Genomic DNA, 22,153 nt, shown 5'->3' on the forward strand with positions numbered 1-22,153 from the left:
AGGCATCAATTGGGCGGCATTTACGATGACAACATGATTGATGTGCTTAAGGCTGGGGCCGTATCGGTCCTGCCCGGTTGGGGTATGGGGCCGGATACCGATGTGTCGCTTCTGACCGTTTCGGAAAATGCGACCTTTTTGGCAACCGATCCAAATAGCGGTGCAAAACTGATCCTGCGCGTTCATCGGCCGGGCTATCACACGCGTGCGGAAATCGAGTCTGAACTCGCCTGGATAAACGCCCTTCGGGCCAGTGACATCGTCGACACACCCGAGCCACGCATGCGCAGCGACGGATCACTGGTTGCCGAGTTTGATCAGGGCGGGGTCAGTCGCCATGTGGTCGCGTTTGATTTTATGCGTGGTGCCGAACCCTCCGCTGATGAGGCACTGGTTGATGGATTTTTCAAGTTGGGCGCGATCAGTGCGCGCCTGCATGGTCATGCGCGGCAATGGACCCGATCGGTTAATTTTGTGCGCAAAAGCTGGACGTTCGATACCACCCTTGGCGCCAATCCGCATTGGGGGGATTGGCGGGACGCACAGGGCCTTGATGACGATGGTCTGGCGTTGCTTGAACGTCTATGCAGCCATCTTGATCAGAAGCTTGCGTCCTTCGGGATGGGCAATGATCGCTATGGTCTGATCCACGCCGATTTGCGTCTGGCAAACCTTCTGGTCGATGGCGACCGGCTGGGTGTGATTGATTTCGATGACTGCGGGTTTGGCTGGTTTGGCTATGATTTTGCCGCTGCGATCAGCTTTATCGAGCTTGATCCGATTGTCCCGGCACTGAAAGAAGCATGGATTGAGGGATACCGGACCGTAGCCCCGTTTTCGGCCAGTGACGCGGCGATGCTTGATAGCTTTGTTATGCTGCGTCGCCTGCTTTTGACCGCTTGGATTGCCAGCCACCCGGAAACACCGACCGCGCAGGAAATGGGCACGGGCTTTACCGCCGGGACCCTGCAAATGGCGCAGGATTATCTGACAGCCGAGAGTACGAAATGAAGCCTGTGCGCCCCATCCTTGATATGAACGCCTATGATGGCAAAACGTCTTTCAGGCGGACCAACATGGGCGATGACCTTTTGTCGCGCCGCACCCGGAACTTTGGCGCGGCATCGGTTCTGTTTTACCGCGATCCGATTGAAATGGTGTCGGGATCAGGCTGCTGGATGACGGCGGCGGATGGCACCAGCTATCTGGATTTCTATAACAATGTGCCCTCGGTCGGGCATTGCCATCCGCGTGTGGTCGCGGCTATGGCGGATCAGGCCGCCAAGCTTAATATCAACAGTCGTTATCTGCATCAGACGACCGAGGAATATCTCGATCGTCTGAAGGCGACATTTCCGAATTACCTTGAAAATATCGTCCTGACCTGTAGCGGCAGCGAGGCCAATGACCTTGCTCTGCGCATTGCACAGCGTGCGACGGGTGCCAGTGGTTTTATCGTGACTGAGTCCGCCTATCACGGCAACACGGCGGCGGTGACGGACATTTCGCCATCGGCGTTGAAACGTGGCCAATTGCCTGATCACGTGATTGCCATTCCGGCCCCCAGCAAGCTTACATACGGCGATGATATTGCCGCTGGTTTTGCCGATGAGGTCAATAAGGCCGCACTGGTTTTGCAAGATCGCGGTTATGGCGTTGCGGCCCTGATCGCCGATAGCATTTTTTCCAGTGACGGTGTGTTTTCCAACCCGCGCGGTTTCTTGCGTCTTGCGGTCGCGATTGTGCATCGGGCAGGCGGGCTGTTTATTGCCGATGAAGTGCAGCCGGGTTTTGGCAGAACCGGTGATGCCTTCTGGGGCTTTGCCCGACACGATGTCGAACCCGATATCGTCAGCATGGGTAAACCGATGGGCAATGGTTTTCCGATGGCGGGCATTGCCGTGCGGCCGGAATTGCTCAGCGCCTTTTGCGACGATGTCGGATATTTCAACACCTTTGCCGCAAGCCCGGTGGCATCGGCGACGGGGCTGGCCGTTTTGAATGTCATCCGCGATGAAAACCTTCAGACCAATGCGGCCCTTTGTGGCAAATCACTGCGTGAAGGGTTGCTGCATCTGGCTGATATTGATGGCCGTATCAGCGATGTGCGCGGGGCTGGGTTGTTTATCGGTGTTGACCTGTCACCCGATGGCGATCCTGCCAACCCCAGCGGGCAACTGGTCAGTGACATCATTAATGCCATGCGCGAGAACCGGGTTCTGATCGGGGCGGCCGGGAAATACGGCCAGACATTGAAAATTCGCCCGCCGCTTTGCCTGAAATCGTCCGAGGTCGATTTCTTTATCGAGGCGCTGGCGAAGTCGCTACGCGCCTGTCGATAAGCGTCCGGACTGCGATTTAGGGATCAGGTGCGCGTCGCCGCCTTGACCATGCAGCCACCGGCACGGATGGTTTCATCAAGAACCCCCATCGGGCTCTCATCAGTGACCAGAACATCGACCGACGTCCAGTCGCAATAGCGCGCCGGGAAGGCCTGATTGAACTTGGTGTGGTCGGCAACGATCATGCTCCGCGTCGCGCGTTCCATCATGACGGAATAAACATCAGCCGCCTCGATCAAGGCGTCACTTGCCCCGTCACCGTCAAGGCCACTGGCCCCCAGTATTGCCCATTCCACCCGATAGTTTTCTAAAAACCGCACGGTCTGCGCGCCATGCATCGCACCTTCCTGTGCGTGATAAAGGCCGGGCGCCATGATCACCCGGATCGTCGGGTTGATGGCAAGTACGGTGGCAACGCCAAACGAATGGGTGATGACGGTGAGATCCGTCATGTTCACGGCCAATCGTTTGGCGACATGCACCGTGGTGGCCCCGGATCCGATCATGATATGGCGCGCACCGGCCAGAACCGGCACGGATTGTTTGGCGATGCTTTCGCGTTCGGCAATGTGAAGCTGATGGCGTTCATTCAGGCCCGGCTCGCTGGCCTGACGGCGGACAGCACCGCCATAGGTACGGTTGATCAGCCCTTGCGACGTCAATTCGTCAAAGTCGCGTCGAATGGTTTCATTTGAGACATTCAAACGTTCGGCCAGATCCGCGATCCGCAATGACGGTTCGAGGTCCAGTTCGCCAAGAATGCGTTGTTGTCGAAGGGATTTCTTGTTTGCTGCCATAACGCGATGATAGTGCCCGGACCATCATCGCGCCAGCCGTTTTAAGCAATCCGTCAATCGGAATTCAGCCCGTATCTACGGCAATGGGCGTGGTAGCTGCTGGCAAGTTCATCTGCGCCGATCAGATTGCCGGCTTCGTCCTTGTAGGTCAGATGATGTTCAATCGGCTGACCCTGCCAAAGCTTTTCAATCTCGGCCCGTTTCGGCGTCTTGCGGAAATCGGCGATGAAGTCGTTGATGGCGCAAAGCAACGGATAGGACGCCGGATCGGCTGCGACCGCCGCGACATAGAAGAACGGGTGTGGCAGGATCGGCTTGGGCAGAACTTCCAGACGACCATGCCAAGGGCTTTGCGGGTTCTTCGACGCCCAGTAAAACACCGGATGGTCGCCGGCAAAGGCATCAATCGCCCCGTCGGCAACCGCGTCATGTACGCGTGAAATATCGCCATAGGCGATCATGTTCGAAAGCTTGGCAATGCCACCGGGCTTGTTTTCATTATCCGCCCAGCGAAGACCGACATCTTCAAGCACGGCAAGGGCGGCGGGGTCATTAACCGTGCCCAGTACCTTCCCCTCTAGATCGGCAATGGTGTTGATTGATGTGTTGTCCGGTCGGCGGATCAGCGAAAAGTTCAGATAGGTGTAGGTATCTGAAAACGCGACGCCCTTATAAAAATCACTGGGCGGCAAGGCGCACCAGACAACATCGGCGGGCGGTTGTCCGGCCTTTTTGCCAACAAACAGAAGCTCGGTCAAAAGATCCCACGGATGTTCAATGAACTCGCACTCAACGCCGATGGATTTGGCAAAGGCCTCGGCATAGTCGATATCAATACCATGCAGCGGGCCACTTTTTCGCGGGCGGAACGATGCCCCGACCAGTGCCGGGTCAATCGCGATGCGGATTTTACCGCGCGCCTTGATGTCGGCAAGGCGGTCAAAGGCCGGATCTTCGGGAATGTAACTGGCGGCCAGAAACTGCGAAAGCTTGGTCGATACGTTTGCTGTATCGGTGGTGCAGTTTGACAGTTTGGCGATTTCTCCTGACGCCCAACTAACCTTGCTGCGTGTGCGGGCCGATGAGTCTTTGCTGGCATCGAGCAGTTCAAACACGACCTGATTGTGGCCGCTGATATGTTCAAGGCGTCCCGACATCTGGGCAAAGCGATCCTTAAGCCCACCAAGTGCCTCTTCAATTTCACCACCCAGGCTGTCAAGGTCATTGCCGATATTGCCCATGCTTTCGCGCAAGGATTTGGTGACATCGGACAGATCGATTAGATCGACGGCCTCGTTGGTACGTTGCATGGTGCTTTGTGCCAGATTGCCAACCTCCTTGGCCACCACAGCAAAGCCGCGGCCATGTTCACCGGCGCGGGCGGCCTCGATCGTGGCATTGAGGGCGAGCAACTTGATCCCCTTGCCGATATCTTCAATCGCACTCAGAACCTTTGCTGCACCTTCGGCCTTGGTTTCCAAGTCCTGACTGATCTTTTCAAGATCGCCACGAATGGCATCGGTTTTCGACGAGACCGTTGCGCGCGTACTTTCCTGCACATCGTTGGCCGTATGGGTGCTTTCTTCGATTTCGCGGCGTGTTTGTTCAAGACCGGTGCGCAGATTGTTGGATCGCACATCAATCTCGCGCATCAGGCTATCTTGGGTTTCGCCCGCTGTATTGGCGAATTTCAGAAGGTTTTCAATGTAATCAAGGGCCGTGGAAATACCGCGCATCAGCCCGTCAAGTTGGTCGGCTTGTGGTGGTGGGGTATCCGCCTGCATGGGCTGAGTGTCTGATGATTGTTGCGGCTCGTCCTGATCGACCAGGTCTGCACGCGGCGCCAAGATGGTTTCTTCCATTTTTCAAAGCCTCACCACTGCCACTGAATTTTGTGAATTTTTATTTCTTATAAGGAAACTCTATCGTCGGGTGGAAAATGTTGCAAGGCAGCATATTATGAAAGTTGATAACAGGTGTTGTGATGCCTTGAAGTTGCAATGCTTTTCGAATCTCGCAGGGCGTTTGGTGCCCGCACACCGGAACTTTGTGTTGCGTTGCAATGCCTAATGCTCGGCAATGCCGAACTTGCGGCAATGAGCGTGATAGAGGGTTGCCAGTTCATCCGCCCCGATCAGGTTTCCGGCCTCGTCCTTGTAGGTCAGGTGATGTTCAAGCGCCTGGCCCTGCCACAGTTTTTCGATGTCGGCGCGCGCAGACGTGCCACGGAATTCGGCAATGAATTCGTTGATCGCACACAGCAATTTCCAGGATGCCGGTTCGGCGGCCACGGCGGCAGTATAGTAATAAGGCAATGGCAGGATATTACCCGGCAGGACTTCAATACGGCCATGCCATGGGCTTTCCGGGTTATTTGCCGCCCAGTGGAAGATCGGCTGATCAACCGCAAAGGCATCAACGGCCCCGTCGGCCAAGGCATCATGCAGGCGTGTCTGGTCGCTATAGGCAATCAGGTTGGAAAGCTTGGCGATGCCGCCCGGCTTGCTTTCATTATCCGCCCAGCGCAGCCCCTGTTCTTCAAGAACCTGAAACGCCACCGGATCATTGATGATGCCCAACACCTTGCCATCAAGGTCCGAAAGGCGATTGATCGCCGTATTCCCGGCCCGCCGACAAAGCGCGAAGTTGAGGTATGTGTAGGTATCTGAATAAGCGACACCCTTGTAAAAGTCGCTGGGGGGCAGGGCGCTCCAGACCACATCGGCGGTCGGTGCGCCGGGCTTTGCGCCCACAAAAAGAAGCTCTGTCAGAAGATCCCAGGGATGTTCAACAAATTCACATTCAACGCCCAGCCATTTGGCAAGTGCCCTTGCGTAATCGGCATCAAGGCCGCGCAGCGGATCATTTGGCTTCAGGCGGAATGACAGCCCGACAAAGGCCGGTTCAATGGCGATGCGGATTTTGCCGCGCGCCTTGATATCGGCCAGTCGGTCATAGGTCGGATCATCATGCAGGTGATGGGACTTCAGAAACTGTGCAAGGTTGTCTTCCGCCAGTGCCGCATCCGAAAGGCTTGTGCTCAGCGCCTTGGTGTCATTATGCGCCCAGGTGACCTTGCCGCGTGTGCGGGCCGATGCATCCTTGCTGCCCGACAGTAATTCAAACACCACCTGATTGTGTTCGGAGATGTCAGATAGCCGTTCTGACATGTTGGCAAAGCGTTCCTGAAGGGTGGTCAGCGACGCTTCGATTTCATTGCCAAGGCTATCAAGGTCATTACCGATACTGGCCATGCTTTCGCGCAGCGCCTTGGTGACATCCGAAAGATCGATCAGATCGACCGCCTCGTGGGTGCGCTGCATGGTGCTTTGCGCCAGATTGCCGACTTCCTTGGCAACAACGGCAAATCCACGGCCATGATCACCTGCGCGCGCGGCCTCAATCGCGGCGTTAAGGGCCAAAAGCTTGATACCCTTGCCGATATCCTCAATCGCGCTCAGGACCTTGTTCGCACCTTCGGCCTTGGTTTCCAGTTCGGCGCTGATGCGTTCAAGGTCGGTTCGGATTGCGTCGGTCTTTGCGGCCACTGTGGCGCGGGTGGCTTCCTGAACGTCATGGGCAACAGATGTGCTGTTTTCGATCTCGCGCCCGGTATCATCCAGACCGGCACGCAGATTGTTTGACCGCACGTCGATTTCGCGCATCAGGCTGTCTTGGGTTTCGCCCGCCGTATTGGCAAATTCCAGAAGATGCTGGATGTAATCCAGTGCGGTGGAGATCCCGCGCATCAGGTCTTCGATGCCAGCATTGGTTTGGGCGACCTTGCGCGCAGTTTCGCCGTCCTGCGTAGCCAAAACAGTTTGTTCCATATTCAACGCCTTACCATTACCCAAGAGTCATTTTTTGATTTTGGGAATATTTTTTTCTTGTGGGGAATGTTAGCGACGCTGTTTGTATGTTGCAAGGCAGCATGGGCTAAAACGAGAAAATATCTTTATTTTCTCGGGCATAAGCTGAGCAACGGTATAGGGTGCCTTGCACTGCAGGTAGGGTCTGTCCCTATCTTTATGCCGCGATGCGGTATTACTCGCGGTGATAGGGATGGTTGGTCTGAATGGCGTGGGCGCGAAACAGCTGTTCGGCAATTAGGGCGCGGACCAGCATATGGGGCCATGTGGCCTTGCCCAGCGACCAAAGCGTATTGGCCCGTGATTTCAGGGCTGCGCCATGCCCGTCCGCCCCGCCAATGGCAAAGGCGATATTGCCGGCATATTGATCCATCCAGCCTTCAAGCTTTTGCGAAAACTCGATCGATCCATATTCCTTGCCGCGCTCATCGAGCGCGATCAGGAAGGCATTTTCCGGAATGACGCCAAGCAGGAGATCCGCTTCGCGGTCTTTAAGCTGATTGGGGGGGAGTTTCTTTTTTTCTTCGACTTCGCGCAGCACGAAGGGCCAGCGCAGTCGGGCAGCGTAATGGTCAAAAAGATCTTTCTCGGGGCCGGCTTTCATCCGTCCCACCGCAGCAAGGGTGATTTGCATGTCGTCGATCCAGACCGTTACGCAAGATACCTGTTTGGCGCCGTTACCCGCCTTGGGCAGGCGCCAAACAGCGCGGGCTGTTAGTACAGCCGCGCTGCCTGCTGTTTCAGAGCCGGGTTTTCAACGCCCCACATCTCTTCGATGTTGTAAAAGGCACGAACTTCCGGACGGAAAAGATGAACGATGACATCGCCCGTATCGACCAGAACCCAGTCACCCTGTTCCTTGCCTTCGGCCAATGCACGGCCCTGACCGGCATCCTTGATGGCTTCGACAAGGTGTTCAGCCATGGATGCGACCCGGCGCGATGACGAGCCGGTTGCGATGATCATGTGATCGGCAAGGGAGGTTTTATCGGTCAGATCAATGGTAACAAGGTCTTCGGCCTTGTCATCTTCGAGCGTTCTCTGGATCAGCGAAAGCATTTCGCCGGAGGTCAGAGTCTGTTTTGCGGTACCTATGGTCGCCACCTTAATGTTTCGCGCGAAGGCCGGACTTTACCGGCCAAATACATCGCTGCGATGCTTACACCTGCCATCTGCCTTCGGCGCGAATTGCGGTCGAAGAGGCCGGATGGCGCTTGATTGGCAGGTATACCCAGGCCGGAACATCCAGATCGGCCAGCAAACCCGCCCTGTCCATGGGAATGCGCCAGCGTTCCATACGGCGCGCGGCGGTCCCGGACAATGCCTTGTTAGAATACCCTTCACGGTCGAGAACCGCAATGGGAGCACGTAAAATCAACCTTTCCCACCATTTCCATTTATGGAACTGGGCCAGGTTGTCTGCTCCCATCAGCCAAACGAACTTTGTTCGGGTAAAACGGCGTTGCAAGGCTGCAAGAGTGTCGGCCGTATAGCGGGTTCCAAGCTCGGTTTCAATTGCAGAAACAACAATGCGGGGATGCTTTGCCATCATCAGTGCCGAATCAAAGCGGTCGGCAAGGTCCGCCATGCCGGTCGATGACTTAAGCGGGTTTTGCGGCGACACCAGCCACCAGACCGCATCAAGCTGTAGGCGTTTCAACGCTTCGAGCGATATATGAAGGTGACCTTCATGGGCGGGATTGAACGACCCGCCCAACAGGCCGACTCGTGGTGGGGCCGCATGTGATCTGGGGGCAGATGACGTCATGGACGGGTCTGACCGTTACCACGAACAATGTATTTATAGCTGGTCAGCTGTTCGACTCCGACCGGGCCACGTGCATGCAGCTTGCCGGTCGAAATGCCGATCTCGGCCCCCATGCCAAATTCGCCACCATCTGCAAACTGGGTCGATGCGTTAACGATGACGATCCCGGAATCCACCCCATTGAGGAAGGTGGCCGATGCGGTGGCGTTTTCGGCAACGATGGCATCGGTATGGTGCGATCCAAACGTGTTGATGTGATCAACCGCCTCTTGCACGCCCGACACAACCTTGATCGACACAATCGCATCAAGATATTCGGTGACCCAATCGTCGGCCGTGGCCGGTTTGATGCGGCCATCAATCGCCTGCGCGGTTTCATCCCCGCGAAGTTCGCATCCCTTGGCAACCAGTGCCTCGGAAATGCGGGGCAACAGACGGCCTGCGACCGAACTATCGATCAGGATGGTTTCCGTCGCGCCACAAATCCCGACGCGGCGCATCTTGGCATTGACGACAATGTCGACCGCCTTTTGCGGATCGGCACTGGCATGGACATAGGTGTGGCAAAGCCCTTCCAGATGCTTGAACAGCGGAATACGGCTCTCATCCGTGATGCGCGCAATCAGCGACTTACCTCCGCGCGGGACGATGACATCGATGTAATCCGACAGTTTCAGCATCTCGCCAACTGCGGCACGATCCGTTACCGGGATCATCTGAAGGGCATTTTCGGGAAGGCCTGCTTCCCGGATGCCAGCCACCATGCAGTCAAAGATCGCACGCGATGAGTGGAAGCTTTCAGACCCACCACGGAGGATGGCGGCATTACCCGATTTGATGCACATCGCACCGGCATCGGCCGTCACGTTCGGGCGGCTTTCATAAATGATGCCAATCACGCCAAGCGGGACGGATACGCGCGCGATATCAAGGCCGTTATGTTCCGGGCTCCAACGCGCCAGCTCACGACCGACAGGATCGGGCAGCTCGGCAACGGCCTCAATACCCTTGGCAATACCTTCGATGCGATCAGAATCCAGTGCCAGACGGTCCAGCAAGGCTGCCGTCAGGCCCTTGGCGCGACCGGCTTCCATGTCCTTTGCGTTGGCGGCAAGGATGGTATCTGCGTTTTCGCGCAGTTTGGCGGCTGCGGCCTTAAGGGCAGCTTCCTTTGGCTCGGCCGGGACCTGTGCGAGTTCGAGTGCCGCCTTGCGGGCCTTGATTCCCATATCGCGCATCAGTGCTGCGATATCCTGGCTTTCGATACTGGCAAGCGCCGTCATGGTCCTGGTTCCGTTCCTGTCATTCTGGCCAGTGCAAAACGCACTTGGCCAATTGTTCTGAGATTTTATCAACAAATTGGCAAAATAGACATCAAACCGGCTATCTGCAATGTCCTTGAATGGACAAAGCGCGCTGAATGCTTGCCAAATAGTGCGTAGCGGTCCATCTGTTGATGACACAAAGAGATGACATGCCGTGCACATACCGCAATGCTGCCCGGTTGCTGATTGGGGATAAGGTTTTGAAAAATATGGGTTCCGATCAACCGACTGCGCGTGCAGAGTTCGGCGTTGTGAAGACGTTCCTACCCTATTTGTGGCCGCGCGGCGAGTTTGAGCTCAAGGTACGTGTTGTTCTGGCTCTGCTTTTTCTGGTCGGGGCCAAGGTGGCAAACGTCTATATCCCGGTGCTGTACAAATACGCGGTCGATGCGCTTGGTGGTGGCGACAAGGCTGGTGATGCGGCGGCAAACGCTGCCCAGTCGGGATCAACAGATACCACAGCCCTGATTGTTGTGCCGGTAGCATTGATCGTCGGCTATGGGCTTGTGCGGATTCTGGTTTCGGCCTTTGGCGAGATGCGCGATGCGGTCTTTGCCAAGGTGGCCCAGCGCGCCATTCGCAGATCCGCGCTGAGCGTTTTTGAGCACCTGCATGGATTATCCCTGCGCTTCCATCTGGATCGTCAGATGGGCGGGCTTTCGCGCGCGATTGAACGTGGGGTGAAGGGCATTGAATTTCTTTTGTCCTTCATGCTGTTTAACATCCTGCCGACCTTGCTTGAGATATTCATGGTCTCGATCATCCTGTGGGCGCTTTATGATGTCTGGTTTGCGCTGATCACCTTTACCACCATCGTGATCTATATCGTCTTCACACTGGTGGTGACCGAATGGCGCATGAAGTTCCGGCGCGAAATGAACAAGCGCGATGACGAGGCCAATACCAAGGCCATCGACAGTCTGATCAACTACGAAACCGTCAAATATTTCAACAACGAAGCCCATGAATCCACCCGGTATGACAAGGCGCTGCGGGGCTATGAAGTTGCGGCTGTGCAGTCGCAAGTCTCGCTTTCCAAGCTCAATGTCGGGCAGGGTGCGATCATTGCCGTCGGCCTTGTTCTGAACATGCTGCTGGCCGCCCAAGGGGTTAAGGACGGCACCATGACGGTCGGTGACTTCGTTCTGGTGAATACCTATTTGCTGCAACTTTACATGCCGCTCAACTTCCTTGGGTTTGTCTATCGCCAGATCAAGCAGTCGCTGACCGATATGGAACGCATGTTCTCGCTTCTCGATGTCGAAAAGGAAGTCGAAGACAAGGCGGGTGCCAAAAGCCTTGCCTGTGATGCGGCAACCGTCCGGTTTGAAGATGTGCATTTCTCCTATAACCCGGATCGCAAGATCCTTAAGGGGGTCAGCTTTGAAGTGCCAGCTGGCAAAACCGTTGCCGTGGTCGGGCCAAGCGGGGCGGGCAAATCGACCCTGACGCGGCTGATGTTCCGGTTTTATGATGTGTCGGGTGGCAAGATCACGATTGATGGTCAGGATATCCGTGACGTCACACAGAATTCGCTTCGTCGCGAAATTGGCATCGTACCGCAGGATACCGTCCTGTTTAACGATACCATTGCCTACAACATTTCCTATGGCCGTCCCGGTTCGGAACAGGGCGAGATCGAAAATGTCGCCAAGCTTGCCAGCATCGACGGATTTATCGCAGGCCTTCCCGAAGGCTTCAAAACCATGGTTGGCGAACGTGGCCTGAAACTTTCGGGCGGTGAAAAGCAACGCGTGTCGATTGCGCGCATGTTGCTCAAACGTCCGAAAATCATGATCTTTGACGAAGCCACGTCCGCCCTTGATACCCGCACCGAAAAGGATATCCAGCAGGCGCTTCGTGAAGTGTCGCGCGGGCACACGACCCTGATTATTGCGCACCGACTGTCCACCGTGATTGACGCCGATGAAATCATCGTGCTGCGCGATGGACAGGTGGCCGAACGTGGCCGCCATCAGGAATTGCTGGATCGTGATGGCCTGTATGCCGAGATGTGGGCCCAGCAACAGGAAATCCGCCAGGCCGAGGAAATCCTCGCCCACGCGGGTGAAATTCCAGGCTGATTTTTCTGGGGGCAGATTTGAAGCTGTGGTTTCGGGCGGTTGCCTAAGGCAATGGCCCGAATACCGCGGTGCTATCAAGCAACCAAAGCGCCGTGCTGATGGTGATAAAGGACAGCGATGTGGCTGCCATCAGGGATGCCGCGCCCATTGCTTCGTGCCCGTAGCGCTGACAATAGATCGGGTAGACGCTCAACATCGGTGCACAGGCATAACCGACAGCAGCGATCTTCATCACCGGATCAAGATCGGGGACAAGTCCCAGCAAAAGGAAAATGATCAACGGGTGCAGCACAAGTTTGCCAAACACGATGCGCGCCATGTCAAACCGCAAACCGCGCAGTTTGAGCCCAACAAGCCCGCCACCGATGACAAACAGCGCCACTGGCCCAGAGGCCGATGCCAGCATATCAATCACCGAAAAGATCGGACCGGGCAACGTGATCCCGGAGATCGAAAAGCTCATCCCGATCACAATGGCGACAATGATTGGATTGCGTGCAAGCCGGGTAAAGGTCTTGCGCAGAATTTGCCAACGACTGGTGCCCTCAGCCTCGGCACTATCGCCCAGGATCAGGGTCAGTGGCGTGATCACCAGATTTTCGATGATAAAGCAAAGTGCCAGTGCAATACCCGCCGTCGGACCAAGCAGCTGCAGAACAATCGGATAGCCGATAAAGCCGCTGTTGGACATCGACATGCCCATACCCTGCAGGGCGGCATTCTGTTGGCTTTTCTTGGCGATCAATCGGGCAAAGAAATAGCCCAGCGCGAACACGATCAAGGACCCGCTGCCATATGCCGCCAGATAGTTGGTGTCGAACACCTTATTGATGTCATGGGCAATCAACGTGCGGATCAAAAGGCACGGCAAGGCAAAGTTGATCACAAATGCCCCCATGCCACGTGCGACCGTTTGCGCAACGATGTTGCGATAGACAGCGATATAGCCAATGGCGATGATCAGGAATATCGGCAATGTAACGGCAAGGATATCAAGCATCTGGGCCAGAGGCTTTCATTGTGGTAAGGCCTTCATCAGCTAGCCCCCTATTGGCCCAAGGTCAAGAAACAGAATGATTTCAAAAAAGAACCATACGGTAATGGATTGGCCAGAAGGACTGGATGGCAATAGCTTTTCCGGGGTGACCCGGCTTGCGAATGCGTCTCCACGTGGCGCACGCGCGGCCGAAATTCTTGACCGTCACCGGCTACTTGATTGTTTGGCGGTGTATGAGCCCGAGGTTGTCGGGACCTTGCCGCTTGCGATTGATACGCTGGATTCTGACATTGATATCCTGTGCAACGCCCCTGATTTGACGGCGTTCTCTGAACTCTCAGACCGGGTGTTTGGTCATTTTGACGGTTATCGTCTTCACAAGCGTCCTGCAACCCGCCATGTCGCGGCAGCATCGGTTGTCCGATTTGAGTGTGACGGACTGCCTGTCGAAATCTTTGCCACCGATTGTCCGACACGCTCGCAATACGGTTTTGTCCATATGCTGTTCGAGGCGAGGATACTATGTGTGATGGGCGATGAATTTGCCCGCGAGGTCAGGGCGCTGAAGCAGTCAGGCATCAAGACCGAACCGGCCTTTGCCAGACTTCTGGGATTGTCCGGCGACCCGTATATTGAACTGGCTGAACTTGTCAGCCTTTCGCCACCACAGCTTTGCCAACTACTTGGTGTTGGTGGAAACTAGGTGTTCTCAGTCACCGGATCACCGACGGTCATTGTGCCACCCGTGATCACGCGACAGGTCACACCACCCCGCCAGTCTGGTCTCAAAGCTTCTTGCAGTCCCATGGCAACCGCATCCATGCGATTGCACGGGTCTGTTTCGCCGGTAATTTCAAACACCACGTCACCGATTGAGAGTTTGCTGCCTTTGCTGCGTGGCAAGGCAATCCCGCGGACAAAAAGGTTGGCGCGGCGTTCGGTCCAGTGAATGTCATCTCGACCGATTTCGTGGCATGCCGTCTGCCAGTCTTCTTCGGCCAGAATGGTGACCTGACGTCGGCGCAGCTTGCCGCGAAAATCTCCGTCGATACCAAGTTCGGTTGTGACTGCGACGCTTTCAAGGCTTTCCATCGGGGCGCGCGGGCGTGCCTTGCGCGCGATACCTACAAGTTCGGCTTTATCGACCATTCAGGTTTTCCATTGACCGGAGATCACCCAGCGACCTGCGAAGTTTTCCGGCACCAGAATGGTCTGGCGCGGCGTGCCACTTTCATCAAGATCAGGGTAATCGGTGGTGTAATGCAGCCCCCGACTTTCGCGCCGCCACAGGGCAGATTGAATGATCAGCTTGGCAACGACCGACAGGTTACGCAGTTCCAGAAGGTCATTGGTGACACGGAAATTGCCGTAATATTCATCGATTTCCGATAACAGCAAATCCACCCGGTGCTGGGCGCGTTGCATGCGCTTGGTGGTGCGGACAATGCCGACAAAGTCCCACATCACGTTGCGCAGCTGTTCCCAGTTATGGGCAACAATGACTTCTTCGTCTGAATCGGTGATGCCGGTTTCATCCCAGTCCGGGATCGGTTTGAAAAGATCCTCGACCGGCAGGGCTTCGATAATGTCCTTTGCCGCGGCCTCGCCAAACACAAGGCATTCCAGAAGCGAGTTCGATGCCAGTCGGTTTGCACCATGCAAACCGGTGCCTGCACATTCACCAATGGCATAAAGCCCGGTCAGATCGGTACGCCCGCGCAGATCGGTCAGAACCCCGCCACAGGTATAATGGGCTGCCGGAACAACCGGGATCGGTTGTTGGGTCATATCGATGCCGTAGCTCAGGCAATTTTCATAGATGGTCGGGAAGTGTTCCTTGATGAAATCTGTCCCCTTGTGGGTGATATCAAGGTAAACACAATCTGCACCAAGACGTTTGAGTTCATGGTCAATCGCGCGTGCAACGATATCACGCGGGGCCAGTTCGCCACGTTCATCAAACCGGTCCATGAAGCGTGTGCCATCAGGCAGCAAAAGCTTGCCGCCTTCACCACGTACGGCTTCGGAAATCAGGAAGGATTTGGCTTGCGGATGATACAGGCACGTCGGATGGAACTGGCTGAATTCCATGTTCATCACACGGCAACCGGCACGCCATGCCATGGCAATACCATCGCCCGTTGACCCGTCCGGGTTTGAGGTAAACCGGTAAACCTTGCTCGCCCCGCCGGTGGCAAGGATCACGGTGCGCGCATTGAATGACTTGACCTTTCCGGTGCCAAGATCAAGCGCATAGGCCCCGATGCAGCGGCGACCTTCGCCACCGAACTTGCGATCAGTCACCAGATCAATCGCCAGATAGTTTTCAAAAACATCAATGTTCGGATGATTGACCGCCTGCCCCTGAAGCGTCGTCTGAACCGCACGCCCGGTGGCATCTGCCGCGTGCACAATGCGGCGATGACTGTGACCGCCTTCGCGGGTCAGGTGGAACGGCTGATTGTTATCGCCATTGGGGTCGCGGGTCAGTTGAATGCCAAGTTCATCAAGCCAGGCAATTGCCTTTGGCGCATTGGTGGCGACGAATTCGACGGTTTCGCGTTTGCAAAGGTCGGCGCCTGCCACCAGCGTATCACGAACGTGGTTTTCGATGCTGTCGGCGGCATCAAGCACAGCGGCAATACCGCCTTGTGCCCAGTTGGTCGATCCATCATCGATCTTTCCCTTGGAAAGAACGGCAACTTTTACATGCGGGGCAAGTTTGAGTGCCGTGGACAAACCGGCAGCACCACTACCGATAATAAGCACATCATACTGGAAAGAGTTTTCGGACATTTTTTCCCATCGCTTTCGGGCGGTGCCAGATGGCGGAAACTGGCGCGGTGGCGTCAACATCGGGCTCCGAACAGAGGCGCAGAATAGGACTGCTTTTAGCCAATCTCAAACATATTTGTCTGAAATGGTGTGATGATTTCTGTCTGCCTGTGTCAGATTTATTGCGCGTTGCTTGCAAATGGCCGCCAACCAGACAGATTAAGAAGGACCACCCAACACCAACTAGGGGAGTTTGCTGTGGGCAATTCTGCGCACAAGGAGACGGTTTATCGCGGTGGATGTCATTGCGGCGATGTCCGTTATGAAGTTCACGGGCCGGTTGACGATGCGGTGATGTGTCACTGCGAACTGTGTCGCAAGCTGCACGGACATGTCAGCTCTTATGCCCGCTTTGACCGCCATCATCTGAAACTGGCCAAGGATGACGGGCTGCGGTGGTATCGCATGTCCGATAAAACCGATCGCGGATTTTGCAAGGAATGCGGCACCGCCCTGTTCTGGCGCCCTGTGCGCAACGACAATATGGCACTGATGCCCGGAACTCTTGATGATACAAAGGGTATGACCACAGTCGGGCAGATTTATTGCGCAGATAAAGGGGATTATTATCCGCTTGATCCGGCAATTCCCCAACATGATCAATCAGACAAGGCCGACAATGCTGCCGTTGCCGATCAATCCTGATCGGTAACGCCGGGCACCTTCATCCAGGTCAGTTCGTGCTTGTTGTTATACAGATGCACGACCTTTGATCCGGGGATATCGGCAAACTCGGTGATTGCGGAATAGTCCGTATCGCCCTGCAATTTGATGGTGCAGATGAAATTGGTCGCCATCCCGGCATCCATCCACTGATTGACCAGTGTAAACAGTCGATCCGGATAGCAAATGACGTCCGAGCACAGCCAGTCAATATAGCCGATTTCTTCCGGGTTGAGGCCAAAGGCACTTTCCTGACGGAAATCCACACGCGGCAGATTGGCGATCTTGGCATCAAGACGCGCCTTGTCGATGGAAATGACGTCGGTACCAAATTCATGCAAAACCCAGGTCCAGCCGCCCGGGCTTCCGCCCAGATCCATGGTGCGATCACCGGCCTGCGGATAGGCGCCAACCCGGGTGAATGCCTCCCACAGTTTAAGGTAGGCACGGTTGGGTGGGGTGACCTTGTCTTCTTCAAACTCGACCTCGCCGTTTTTCCACGGGCTGGAACAATCGGCCGATGCAATGATGGTATCGGGATCAATCAGAGTCCATGAACCAAGCGGTGCGGTCGGGGCGGGTTCACCAAACACCTGACGCTTGGCAGACACATGGGGCAGATGCCCTTCGATCAGCTTGGCGCGCGAAAAATGGTCAAACTTGAACAGGGCCCAGTTGCGCTGATTGAATTTCAGGATTTTGGCCGCACCCTTGATCGACGGGATGGCAATGCGCACCGGATTGCGCCAGACATTCTGCGCCCAGAATACGCGCCGTTCCGGACCGGGGGCGAACATCAACCGGTCATGGCGTTCACTGACGTCACCAAGTTCGGCTTCAAGTTGATCCTCAAAGCCGACAGGGGCGAGGTAGCCGGTGGCATCCATTGGCTCGATTACGGCATCAACGCCGTCCGGGGTATCGAATGTCTGTGTGTTTTCCATCATGGGCCTGCTTTTACGCGGTTTTGACCCAATAAAAAAGCGGGAAAGCTGCATGACAGCTTTCCCGCCTGTGATTGTCGAGAAGTAAGACGACAGATCAGAATTTGTCAGCCTGAACCAGACCGTCGATCAGGATAACCTTGGTCGGATCGCCCTTGATGCCAAAGTCATTGTCGTTGATCATCGCAAGTGCACCGTCGCCCATGATGGCAAGGCCTTCAAGCTTGTTCGGGGCTTCCGGGTAGTCCGCGCTGTCAAAACGAAGCGTCTTGGAAACCGGGGTGAGATTGATGCTGTCAAGATCGTTTTGCTGTTCCAAAGTCGGACTGGTCGACATGTCATCCCATCGGGTGGCAAGGATGTTGGTTGCCCCTTCAAGTTCGACTTCATGCAGCTTCGTGGTCTTGTCAGTGCGTTCAAGCACCAGAAGACGGTCATTGCCAAGGGCGAGAACTTCGGAAATGCGCGGTGCGTTCTGTTTCTTGGACGGATCGTTGCGGAAGCTCTGCGGATCATCCAACTGATAGATATATTCACTGCTCAGTTTTGATGCTGCGCGATCATAAACGAACAGGCGGGTGTTCTTGGCCGCCTTGTAGGCATCGGCATTCGGGTTGGCCAGCGGGTTCTGAACCATGAAGTAAAGCTTGGTTTCGTCTGGCGATACGGCCATGGATTCAATGCCGCGGTTGGTCTGGCGTTTGACCAGAATGGCCGGAAGGCCACCGGTGACTGTATAAGCCGAACCTTCGAAATCCTTTTCCGAACCGGCCGGAACGATACGTTCAATGACGGTGCCGTCCGCCGCCGCATGCAGGATTGACGGACCGTTTTCTTCACCAATCCAGTAGGACCCGTCAGATAGACGAATAATACCCTCGGCATCGATGGAGGAAACAGACTGTTCAAGCGGATTGCCATTGGCATCGACCGGCTTTTCGGTCTTCGCCACGGTCAGCTTGTTGGTCAGGCCGGTCAAAGGCACACCATTCTGATCTTTCAGCGTAATGACGTCCTTGACGTCAAAGCTGCCATCGTCATTCAGGAAGATAGTATAGATCGAAGGCGAGTAATCCGGGGTCGGATAAACGCGGACTTTCTGCCCCTTGCAGACCTGATCGGCAGAAACACCAAGGACGGCTTCAACATCGCCACAGACAAAGTTCGGGCCACGGTCAGAAACGGCATAGAACATGTTGGCCGGATCGCCCGGGCGGCGGTATGCGCCAGAACCAAAGCCGACGGTAAGCGGGCGTGCCTTGCCTCCGTCAACCATGACGGTTGAAAGGTTGTTGATCGCACTTTTGGTTTCAAAAACCTTGGCTTCGCCTGCCATGGCAGAACCCGCCATCAGCATGGCGGTAACACCGAAAAGACCGGCTGCAAACGTCCGTTTCATCACTGGGAATTCCCCGAAAAATTTCACAAAAACACTTAGGCTCAAGCCCGCAATGTTCGGGCGAACTGTGTTCCTGTTCACATTAAGGGTTCTGTGTGACAGTTTGTTTGCACTTGAGCGTCGCTTTGATGAAACAAATCAGACGCTTGGCCAGGTTTGGGATGTACTACTTCCAGAAATCCTCGCGGCGGACCGTGAAGGTTTCCGAAACGCTGGCATATTCCTGATAGCCAAGCCGCGCGAGCGGCTCAAACAGTGTGATATCAACCATGCCATCGCGAATGATGTCATCATCGATATGCAGGCCAACGACGGTTCCAATCACCATCGCACACGGGCGTTCCGGATTGGCGCTTGGCAGGTCGACAATCTGGAACACTTCACATTCCATATGGATCGGCACACCCTTGATCAGATGCGGTTTGACGCATTTTGCCGGCAGCTTTTCCAGCCCGGCATATTCAAACTCATCTTCGCCCGGCGGCAGCGGGGCCGAGGAAAAATTAAGTTCTTTCAGCATCGCCTTCGGCGCAACGCCAACAACAAACTCGCCGGTATCGCGCGCATTGCGCAAACTGTCGACCGACCCGCCCGACGAAAACATTACCATCGGCGGATTGCCATGCACCGCATTGAAAAAGGAATAAGGCGCAAGGTTGGCCCGGCCTTCCTTGTCGAGTGTCGATACCCAGCCAATCGGACGCGGCGCCACACAGGCCTTGAACGGGTCATGTGGAAGATTGTGGGCGGTTTTTCCGGGCTCGTAAAACATCGGGACGTCCGTTCTGGTTGGCGGTGTCTTTTATCCGACTGCAAAAAGCAATCAGATCACTTGATCATGCGTCATATTTCATTGTCCCGGCGCGTATTCGTGTTCGCGTACATGATCCGGGCGGTCGGACAGATGCAGGCGTGTCTGCGCCATTGGCGTTTCGGCGATGATCTTGCCCCGGCGGATAACGAACAGGCGGTTGGCGCGCATGCGGATGGCCTCGATGGTGTCGCGGGCCTGCAGGATGACGAAATCGGCATTGTTGCCAACTTCAATCCCATACCCTTCAAGTCCCATGATCTTGGCGGGTTCTGTCGTGACCGCATCAAAGCAGGCGCGGATATCATCGCGTGACGTCATCTGGGCGACATGCAGCCCCATGGATGCGACTTCAAGCATGTCGCCAGAACCCATCGAATACCAGGGATCCATGACGCAATCATGACCGAAGGCCACCGTGAGCCCGGCCTTGCGCAATTCCGGCACACGGGTCATGCCGCGACGCTTGGGATAGGTGTCATGACGGCCCTGAAGGGTGATGTTGATCAGCGGATTGGCAATGGCGGAAACCTCTGCCTCGGCCATCAGGGCGATCAGCTTGGAGACATAGTAATTATCCATCGAGTGCATGGATGTCAGGTGTGAGCCGGTCACCCGGCCCTGAAGCCCCAAACGCTGGGTTTCATAGGTCAGCATTTCGATATGACGCGATAGCGGATCATCAGATTCATCGCAATGCATATCGACCATAAGCCCGCGGTCCGCCGCCATTTCGCAAAGTTCTTTGATGCTTTGTGCACCATCGGCCATGGTGCGTTCGAAATGCGGAATGCCGCCCACAACATCGACACCCTTGTCCAGCGCACGGATGGTGTTTTCCTTGGCGGTCGGGCTGCGCAAATAACCATCCTGCGGGAAGGCCACCAGTTGCAGATCGATATAGGGTGCGACCTGTTTCTTGACTTCCAGCAACGCATCAACCGCCAGCAACCGGTCATCGCAAACATCGACATGGGTGCGGATGGCAAGCAGTCCTTTGGAGACCGCCAGATCGCAATATTTAAGCGCGCGCTCAATCACCGCTTCGGGGGTCAGAAGCGGTTTAAGCTCCCCCCACAGTGCGATGCCTTCAAGCAACGTGCCCGACTCATTCATGCGCGGCAGACCGAGTGACAGGGTCGCGTCCATGTGGAAATGGCTGTCGACAAAGGGCGGGCTGACCAGCATGTCACCACAATCAAGCACCTCAACCGAGGGCACATCGATATGTTCGGCAATCTCGATGATTTTGCCGTTCTGACACGCGATATCCACACCGGTTGGGCCATTGGCGATATTGGCGTTTTTCAGGATCAGATCGGGTTGCATGATGTCATCCTTGGTCTGGTGGTGGCAGTCATAGTTGTGGTGCTGTGCTTAACGCTGGCCCTTGAACCATGGCACAAGAAGCGCCTTGGGGTAATCGGCTTTGCGGGCGACAACAATAAGCGCAATGATCGACAGGATATAGGGCATCATCAGGAATACCTGCGATGGCAGGAATGCGCCGACCTCGGTCTGCAGGCGTACCTGAAACGCGTCAAATGCCCCAAACAGCAAAGCCCCGATCAATGCCTTGCCCGGTCGCCAGCTGGCAAACACGGTCAGCGCGATACAGACCCAGCCACGGCCATTGATCATGCCAAAGAAGAACGCATCAAAGGCCGACATGGTCAGGAAAGCCCCGCCCAATGCCATCAGTGATGATCCGACAACGACCGCACCAATGCGAAGGCCATAAACCGAAAGCCCCTGTGCCTCTACCGAGGACGGGTTGTCGCCAACCGCCCGGATCGCAAGACCAAGTGGCGTGCGATACAAAACCCAGCCAGTGACGAACACCAGCACAAGGGCCAGCATCGTCATCGCCGTTTGCGAAAACAGTGCCTGACCGATGAAGGGTAGGTCTGAAAGAAACGGGATATCAAGCGGACGGAACGGTTCGATGCGCGGCGGGGACGAAACATCGGGCAATGCCGTGCGATAGGTGAAATAGGACAGGCTGGTCGCAAGCAACGTCACCCCGATGCCTGACACATGCTGGCTGAGCCCCAGCGGCACAGTCAGGATCGCATGGATCAGGCCAAAGAAGCCACCCGCAAGGGCTGCAACCAATACACCGCCCCAAAGACCGGCACCTAGCCATACAGCCATCCAGCCCGCCATGGCACCGGCGGTAAAGATGCCCTCGATCCCAAGGTTAAGCACACCGGCGCGTTCGCAAATCAATGCGCCCAACACGCCAAAGATCAGCGGGGTCGCAATGCGAATGGCGGCTTCCCAGAAGCTGGCGGCAAGAAGAATATCAATGATTTCCAT

The 22,153-nt window shown here is 55.7% G+C and carries 20 protein-coding genes; 5 read left to right on the plus strand and 15 right to left on the minus strand.

The annotated features are described in order from the left end of the window. The first annotated feature begins 9 nt into the window (after nt 1–9). Complete coding sequence (locus WBY09_RS14955; RefSeq protein WP_336233147.1) at nt 10–1,011, plus strand: phosphotransferase enzyme family protein; 1,002 nt, start codon at nt 10–12, stop codon at nt 1,009–1,011. Beyond that, nucleotides 1,008–2,342 (plus strand): aspartate aminotransferase family protein, encoded by a 1,335-nt coding sequence (locus WBY09_RS14960; RefSeq protein ID WP_336233148.1) that lies wholly within the window; start codon nt 1,008–1,010, stop codon nt 2,340–2,342. The genes WBY09_RS14955 and WBY09_RS14960 overlap by 4 nt, the downstream gene beginning before the upstream one ends. A gap of 23 nt (nt 2,343–2,365) precedes the next feature. Here WBY09_RS14960 and WBY09_RS14965 read toward each other — a convergent pair whose 3' ends face one another. From WBY09_RS14965 to WBY09_RS14995, 7 genes are all read right to left on the minus strand, one after another. Continuing rightward, entirely contained in the window at nt 2,366–3,139 is a 774-nt protein-coding gene (locus tag WBY09_RS14965; protein WP_336233149.1) for a DeoR/GlpR family DNA-binding transcription regulator, read from the minus strand. Between the two features lie 53 nt (nt 3,140–3,192). Next, entirely contained in the window at nt 3,193–5,001 is a 1,809-nt protein-coding gene (locus tag WBY09_RS14970) for a methyl-accepting chemotaxis protein (protein ID WP_336233150.1), read from the minus strand. Nucleotides 5,002–5,205: 204 nt separating this feature from the next. After that, on the minus strand, nt 5,206–6,969 hold the full coding sequence (locus WBY09_RS14975) for a methyl-accepting chemotaxis protein (RefSeq protein ID WP_336233151.1): 1,764 nt from the start codon (nt 6,967–6,969) through the stop codon (nt 5,206–5,208). A 214-nt stretch (nt 6,970–7,183) separates the two neighbouring features. After that, entirely contained in the window at nt 7,184–7,642 is a 459-nt protein-coding gene (gene rlmH / locus WBY09_RS14980; RefSeq protein WP_120225710.1) for a 23S rRNA (pseudouridine(1915)-N(3))-methyltransferase RlmH, read from the minus strand. An 80-nt stretch (nt 7,643–7,722) separates the two neighbouring features. Beyond that, nucleotides 7,723–8,112 carry a ribosome silencing factor gene (gene rsfS / locus WBY09_RS14985; protein WP_051007601.1) on the minus strand — a complete coding sequence of 130 codons (390 nt, stop codon included), beginning with the start codon at nt 8,110–8,112 and terminating at the stop codon, nt 7,723–7,725. Between the two features lie 55 nt (nt 8,113–8,167). Beyond that, entirely contained in the window at nt 8,168–8,776 is a 609-nt protein-coding gene (locus tag WBY09_RS14990; RefSeq protein WP_040823073.1) for a nicotinate-nucleotide adenylyltransferase, read from the minus strand. Further along, the gene (locus WBY09_RS14995) at nt 8,773–10,059 is read right to left on the minus strand and encodes a glutamate-5-semialdehyde dehydrogenase (protein WP_197146623.1); all 1,287 of its coding nucleotides are present in this window, start codon (nt 10,057–10,059) and stop codon (nt 8,773–8,775) included. The genes WBY09_RS14990 and WBY09_RS14995 overlap by 4 nt, the downstream gene beginning before the upstream one ends. 251 nt (nt 10,060–10,310) lie before the next feature. Here WBY09_RS14995 and WBY09_RS15000 point away from each other — a divergent pair, with 251 nt between their 5' ends. Then, the gene (locus WBY09_RS15000; protein ID WP_120225848.1) at nt 10,311–12,185 is read left to right on the plus strand and encodes an ABCB family ABC transporter ATP-binding protein/permease; all 1,875 of its coding nucleotides are present in this window, start codon (nt 10,311–10,313) and stop codon (nt 12,183–12,185) included. A gap of 43 nt (nt 12,186–12,228) precedes the next feature. Here the strand turns inward: WBY09_RS15000 and WBY09_RS15005 are convergent, their stop codons facing one another. Then, nucleotides 12,229–13,185 (minus strand): AEC family transporter, encoded by a 957-nt coding sequence (locus tag WBY09_RS15005; RefSeq protein WP_197146624.1) that lies wholly within the window; start codon nt 13,183–13,185, stop codon nt 12,229–12,231. Nucleotides 13,186–13,285: 100 nt separating this feature from the next. On the opposite strand from WBY09_RS15005, the gene WBY09_RS15010 reads away from it, so the two are divergent. Continuing rightward, entirely contained in the window at nt 13,286–13,885 is a 600-nt protein-coding gene (locus WBY09_RS15010) for a DUF4269 domain-containing protein (protein WP_197146625.1), read from the plus strand. Here the strand turns inward: WBY09_RS15010 and WBY09_RS15015 are convergent. Both WBY09_RS15015 and nadB read right to left on the minus strand, forming a co-directional pair. Further along, nucleotides 13,882–14,331 carry an MOSC domain-containing protein gene (locus tag WBY09_RS15015; protein WP_197146626.1) on the minus strand — a complete coding sequence of 150 codons (450 nt, stop codon included), beginning with the start codon at nt 14,329–14,331 and terminating at the stop codon, nt 13,882–13,884. The genes WBY09_RS15010 and WBY09_RS15015 overlap by 4 nt on opposite strands. Then, the gene (nadB, locus tag WBY09_RS15020; RefSeq protein ID WP_252724045.1) at nt 14,332–15,978 is read right to left on the minus strand and encodes an L-aspartate oxidase; all 1,647 of its coding nucleotides are present in this window, start codon (nt 15,976–15,978) and stop codon (nt 14,332–14,334) included. A gap of 237 nt (nt 15,979–16,215) precedes the next feature. Here nadB and WBY09_RS15025 point away from each other — a divergent pair, with 237 nt between their 5' ends. Next, nucleotides 16,216–16,662: a GFA family protein gene (locus WBY09_RS15025; protein ID WP_197146628.1), complete on the plus strand. Its 447-nt coding sequence runs from the start codon at nt 16,216–16,218 to the stop codon at nt 16,660–16,662. Here the strand turns inward: WBY09_RS15025 and WBY09_RS15030 are convergent. The 5 genes from WBY09_RS15030 to WBY09_RS15050 form a co-directional block, all read right to left on the minus strand. Beyond that, nucleotides 16,653–17,627, minus strand: coding sequence for an SAM-dependent methyltransferase (locus tag WBY09_RS15030; protein ID WP_371810686.1), 975 nt, complete (start codon nt 17,625–17,627; stop codon nt 16,653–16,655). The two genes, WBY09_RS15025 and WBY09_RS15030, sit on opposite strands and share 10 nt — an antisense overlap. Nucleotides 17,628–17,721: 94 nt before the next feature. Continuing rightward, nucleotides 17,722–19,023 carry an esterase-like activity of phytase family protein gene (locus WBY09_RS15035; protein WP_336233153.1) on the minus strand — a complete coding sequence of 434 codons (1,302 nt, stop codon included), beginning with the start codon at nt 19,021–19,023 and terminating at the stop codon, nt 17,722–17,724. A 166-nt stretch (nt 19,024–19,189) separates the two neighbouring features. Beyond that, nucleotides 19,190–19,795, minus strand: a complete 606-nt coding sequence (locus tag WBY09_RS15040) for a flavin reductase family protein (protein ID WP_008889862.1) — start codon at nt 19,793–19,795, stop codon at nt 19,190–19,192. 78 nt (nt 19,796–19,873) lie between these two features. Continuing rightward, on the minus strand, nt 19,874–21,163 hold the full coding sequence (locus tag WBY09_RS15045) for an amidohydrolase family protein (RefSeq protein ID WP_197146631.1): 1,290 nt from the start codon (nt 21,161–21,163) through the stop codon (nt 19,874–19,876). 48 nt (nt 21,164–21,211) lie between these two features. Then, complete coding sequence (locus WBY09_RS15050) at nt 21,212–22,153, minus strand: ABC transporter permease (RefSeq protein ID WP_062955907.1); 942 nt, start codon at nt 22,151–22,153, stop codon at nt 21,212–21,214.

Source organism: Thalassospira sp. CH_XMU1458 (genome assembly GCF_037027205.1).
GTDB lineage: Bacteria > Pseudomonadota > Alphaproteobacteria > Rhodospirillales > Thalassospiraceae > Thalassospira > Thalassospira tepidiphila.

Excerpts from the sequence above, each read along its gene's own strand:
- WBY09_RS14960 (WP_336233148.1), top strand. The coding sequence starts at position 1,008 with ATGAAGCCTGTGCGCCCCATCCTTGATATGAACGCCTATGATGGCAAA.
- WBY09_RS14965 (WP_336233149.1), bottom strand. The coding sequence starts at position 3,139 with ATGGCAGCAAACAAGAAATCCCTTCGACAACAACGCATTCTTGGCGAA.
- WBY09_RS14970 (WP_336233150.1), bottom strand. The coding sequence starts at position 5,001 with ATGGAAGAAACCATCTTGGCGCCGCGTGCAGACCTGGTCGATCAGGAC.
- WBY09_RS14975 (WP_336233151.1), bottom strand. The coding sequence starts at position 6,969 with ATGGAACAAACTGTTTTGGCTACGCAGGACGGCGAAACTGCGCGCAAG.
- rlmH (WP_120225710.1), bottom strand. The coding sequence starts at position 7,642 with ATGCAAATCACCCTTGCTGCGGTGGGACGGATGAAAGCCGGCCCCGAG.
- WBY09_RS14990 (WP_040823073.1), bottom strand. The coding sequence starts at position 8,776 with ATGACGTCATCTGCCCCCAGATCACATGCGGCCCCACCACGAGTCGGC.
- WBY09_RS14995 (WP_197146623.1), bottom strand. The coding sequence starts at position 10,059 with ATGACGGCGCTTGCCAGTATCGAAAGCCAGGATATCGCAGCACTGATG.
- WBY09_RS15000 (WP_120225848.1), top strand. The coding sequence starts at position 10,311 with ATGGGTTCCGATCAACCGACTGCGCGTGCAGAGTTCGGCGTTGTGAAG.
- WBY09_RS15005 (WP_197146624.1), bottom strand. The coding sequence starts at position 13,185 with ATGCTTGATATCCTTGCCGTTACATTGCCGATATTCCTGATCATCGCC.
- WBY09_RS15010 (WP_197146625.1), top strand. The coding sequence starts at position 13,286 with ATGGATTGGCCAGAAGGACTGGATGGCAATAGCTTTTCCGGGGTGACC.
- WBY09_RS15015 (WP_197146626.1), bottom strand. The coding sequence starts at position 14,331 with ATGGTCGATAAAGCCGAACTTGTAGGTATCGCGCGCAAGGCACGCCCG.
- nadB (WP_252724045.1), bottom strand. The coding sequence starts at position 15,978 with ATGTCCGAAAACTCTTTCCAGTATGATGTGCTTATTATCGGTAGTGGT.
- WBY09_RS15030 (WP_371810686.1), bottom strand. The coding sequence starts at position 17,627 with ATGATGGAAAACACACAGACATTCGATACCCCGGACGGCGTTGATGCC.
- WBY09_RS15035 (WP_336233153.1), bottom strand. The coding sequence starts at position 19,023 with ATGAAACGGACGTTTGCAGCCGGTCTTTTCGGTGTTACCGCCATGCTG.
- WBY09_RS15040 (WP_008889862.1), bottom strand. The coding sequence starts at position 19,795 with ATGTTTTACGAGCCCGGAAAAACCGCCCACAATCTTCCACATGACCCG.
- WBY09_RS15045 (WP_197146631.1), bottom strand. The coding sequence starts at position 21,163 with ATGCAACCCGATCTGATCCTGAAAAACGCCAATATCGCCAATGGCCCA.
- WBY09_RS15050 (WP_062955907.1), bottom strand. The coding sequence starts at position 22,153 with ATGGAAATCATTGATATTCTTCTTGCCGCCAGCTTCTGGGAAGCCGCC.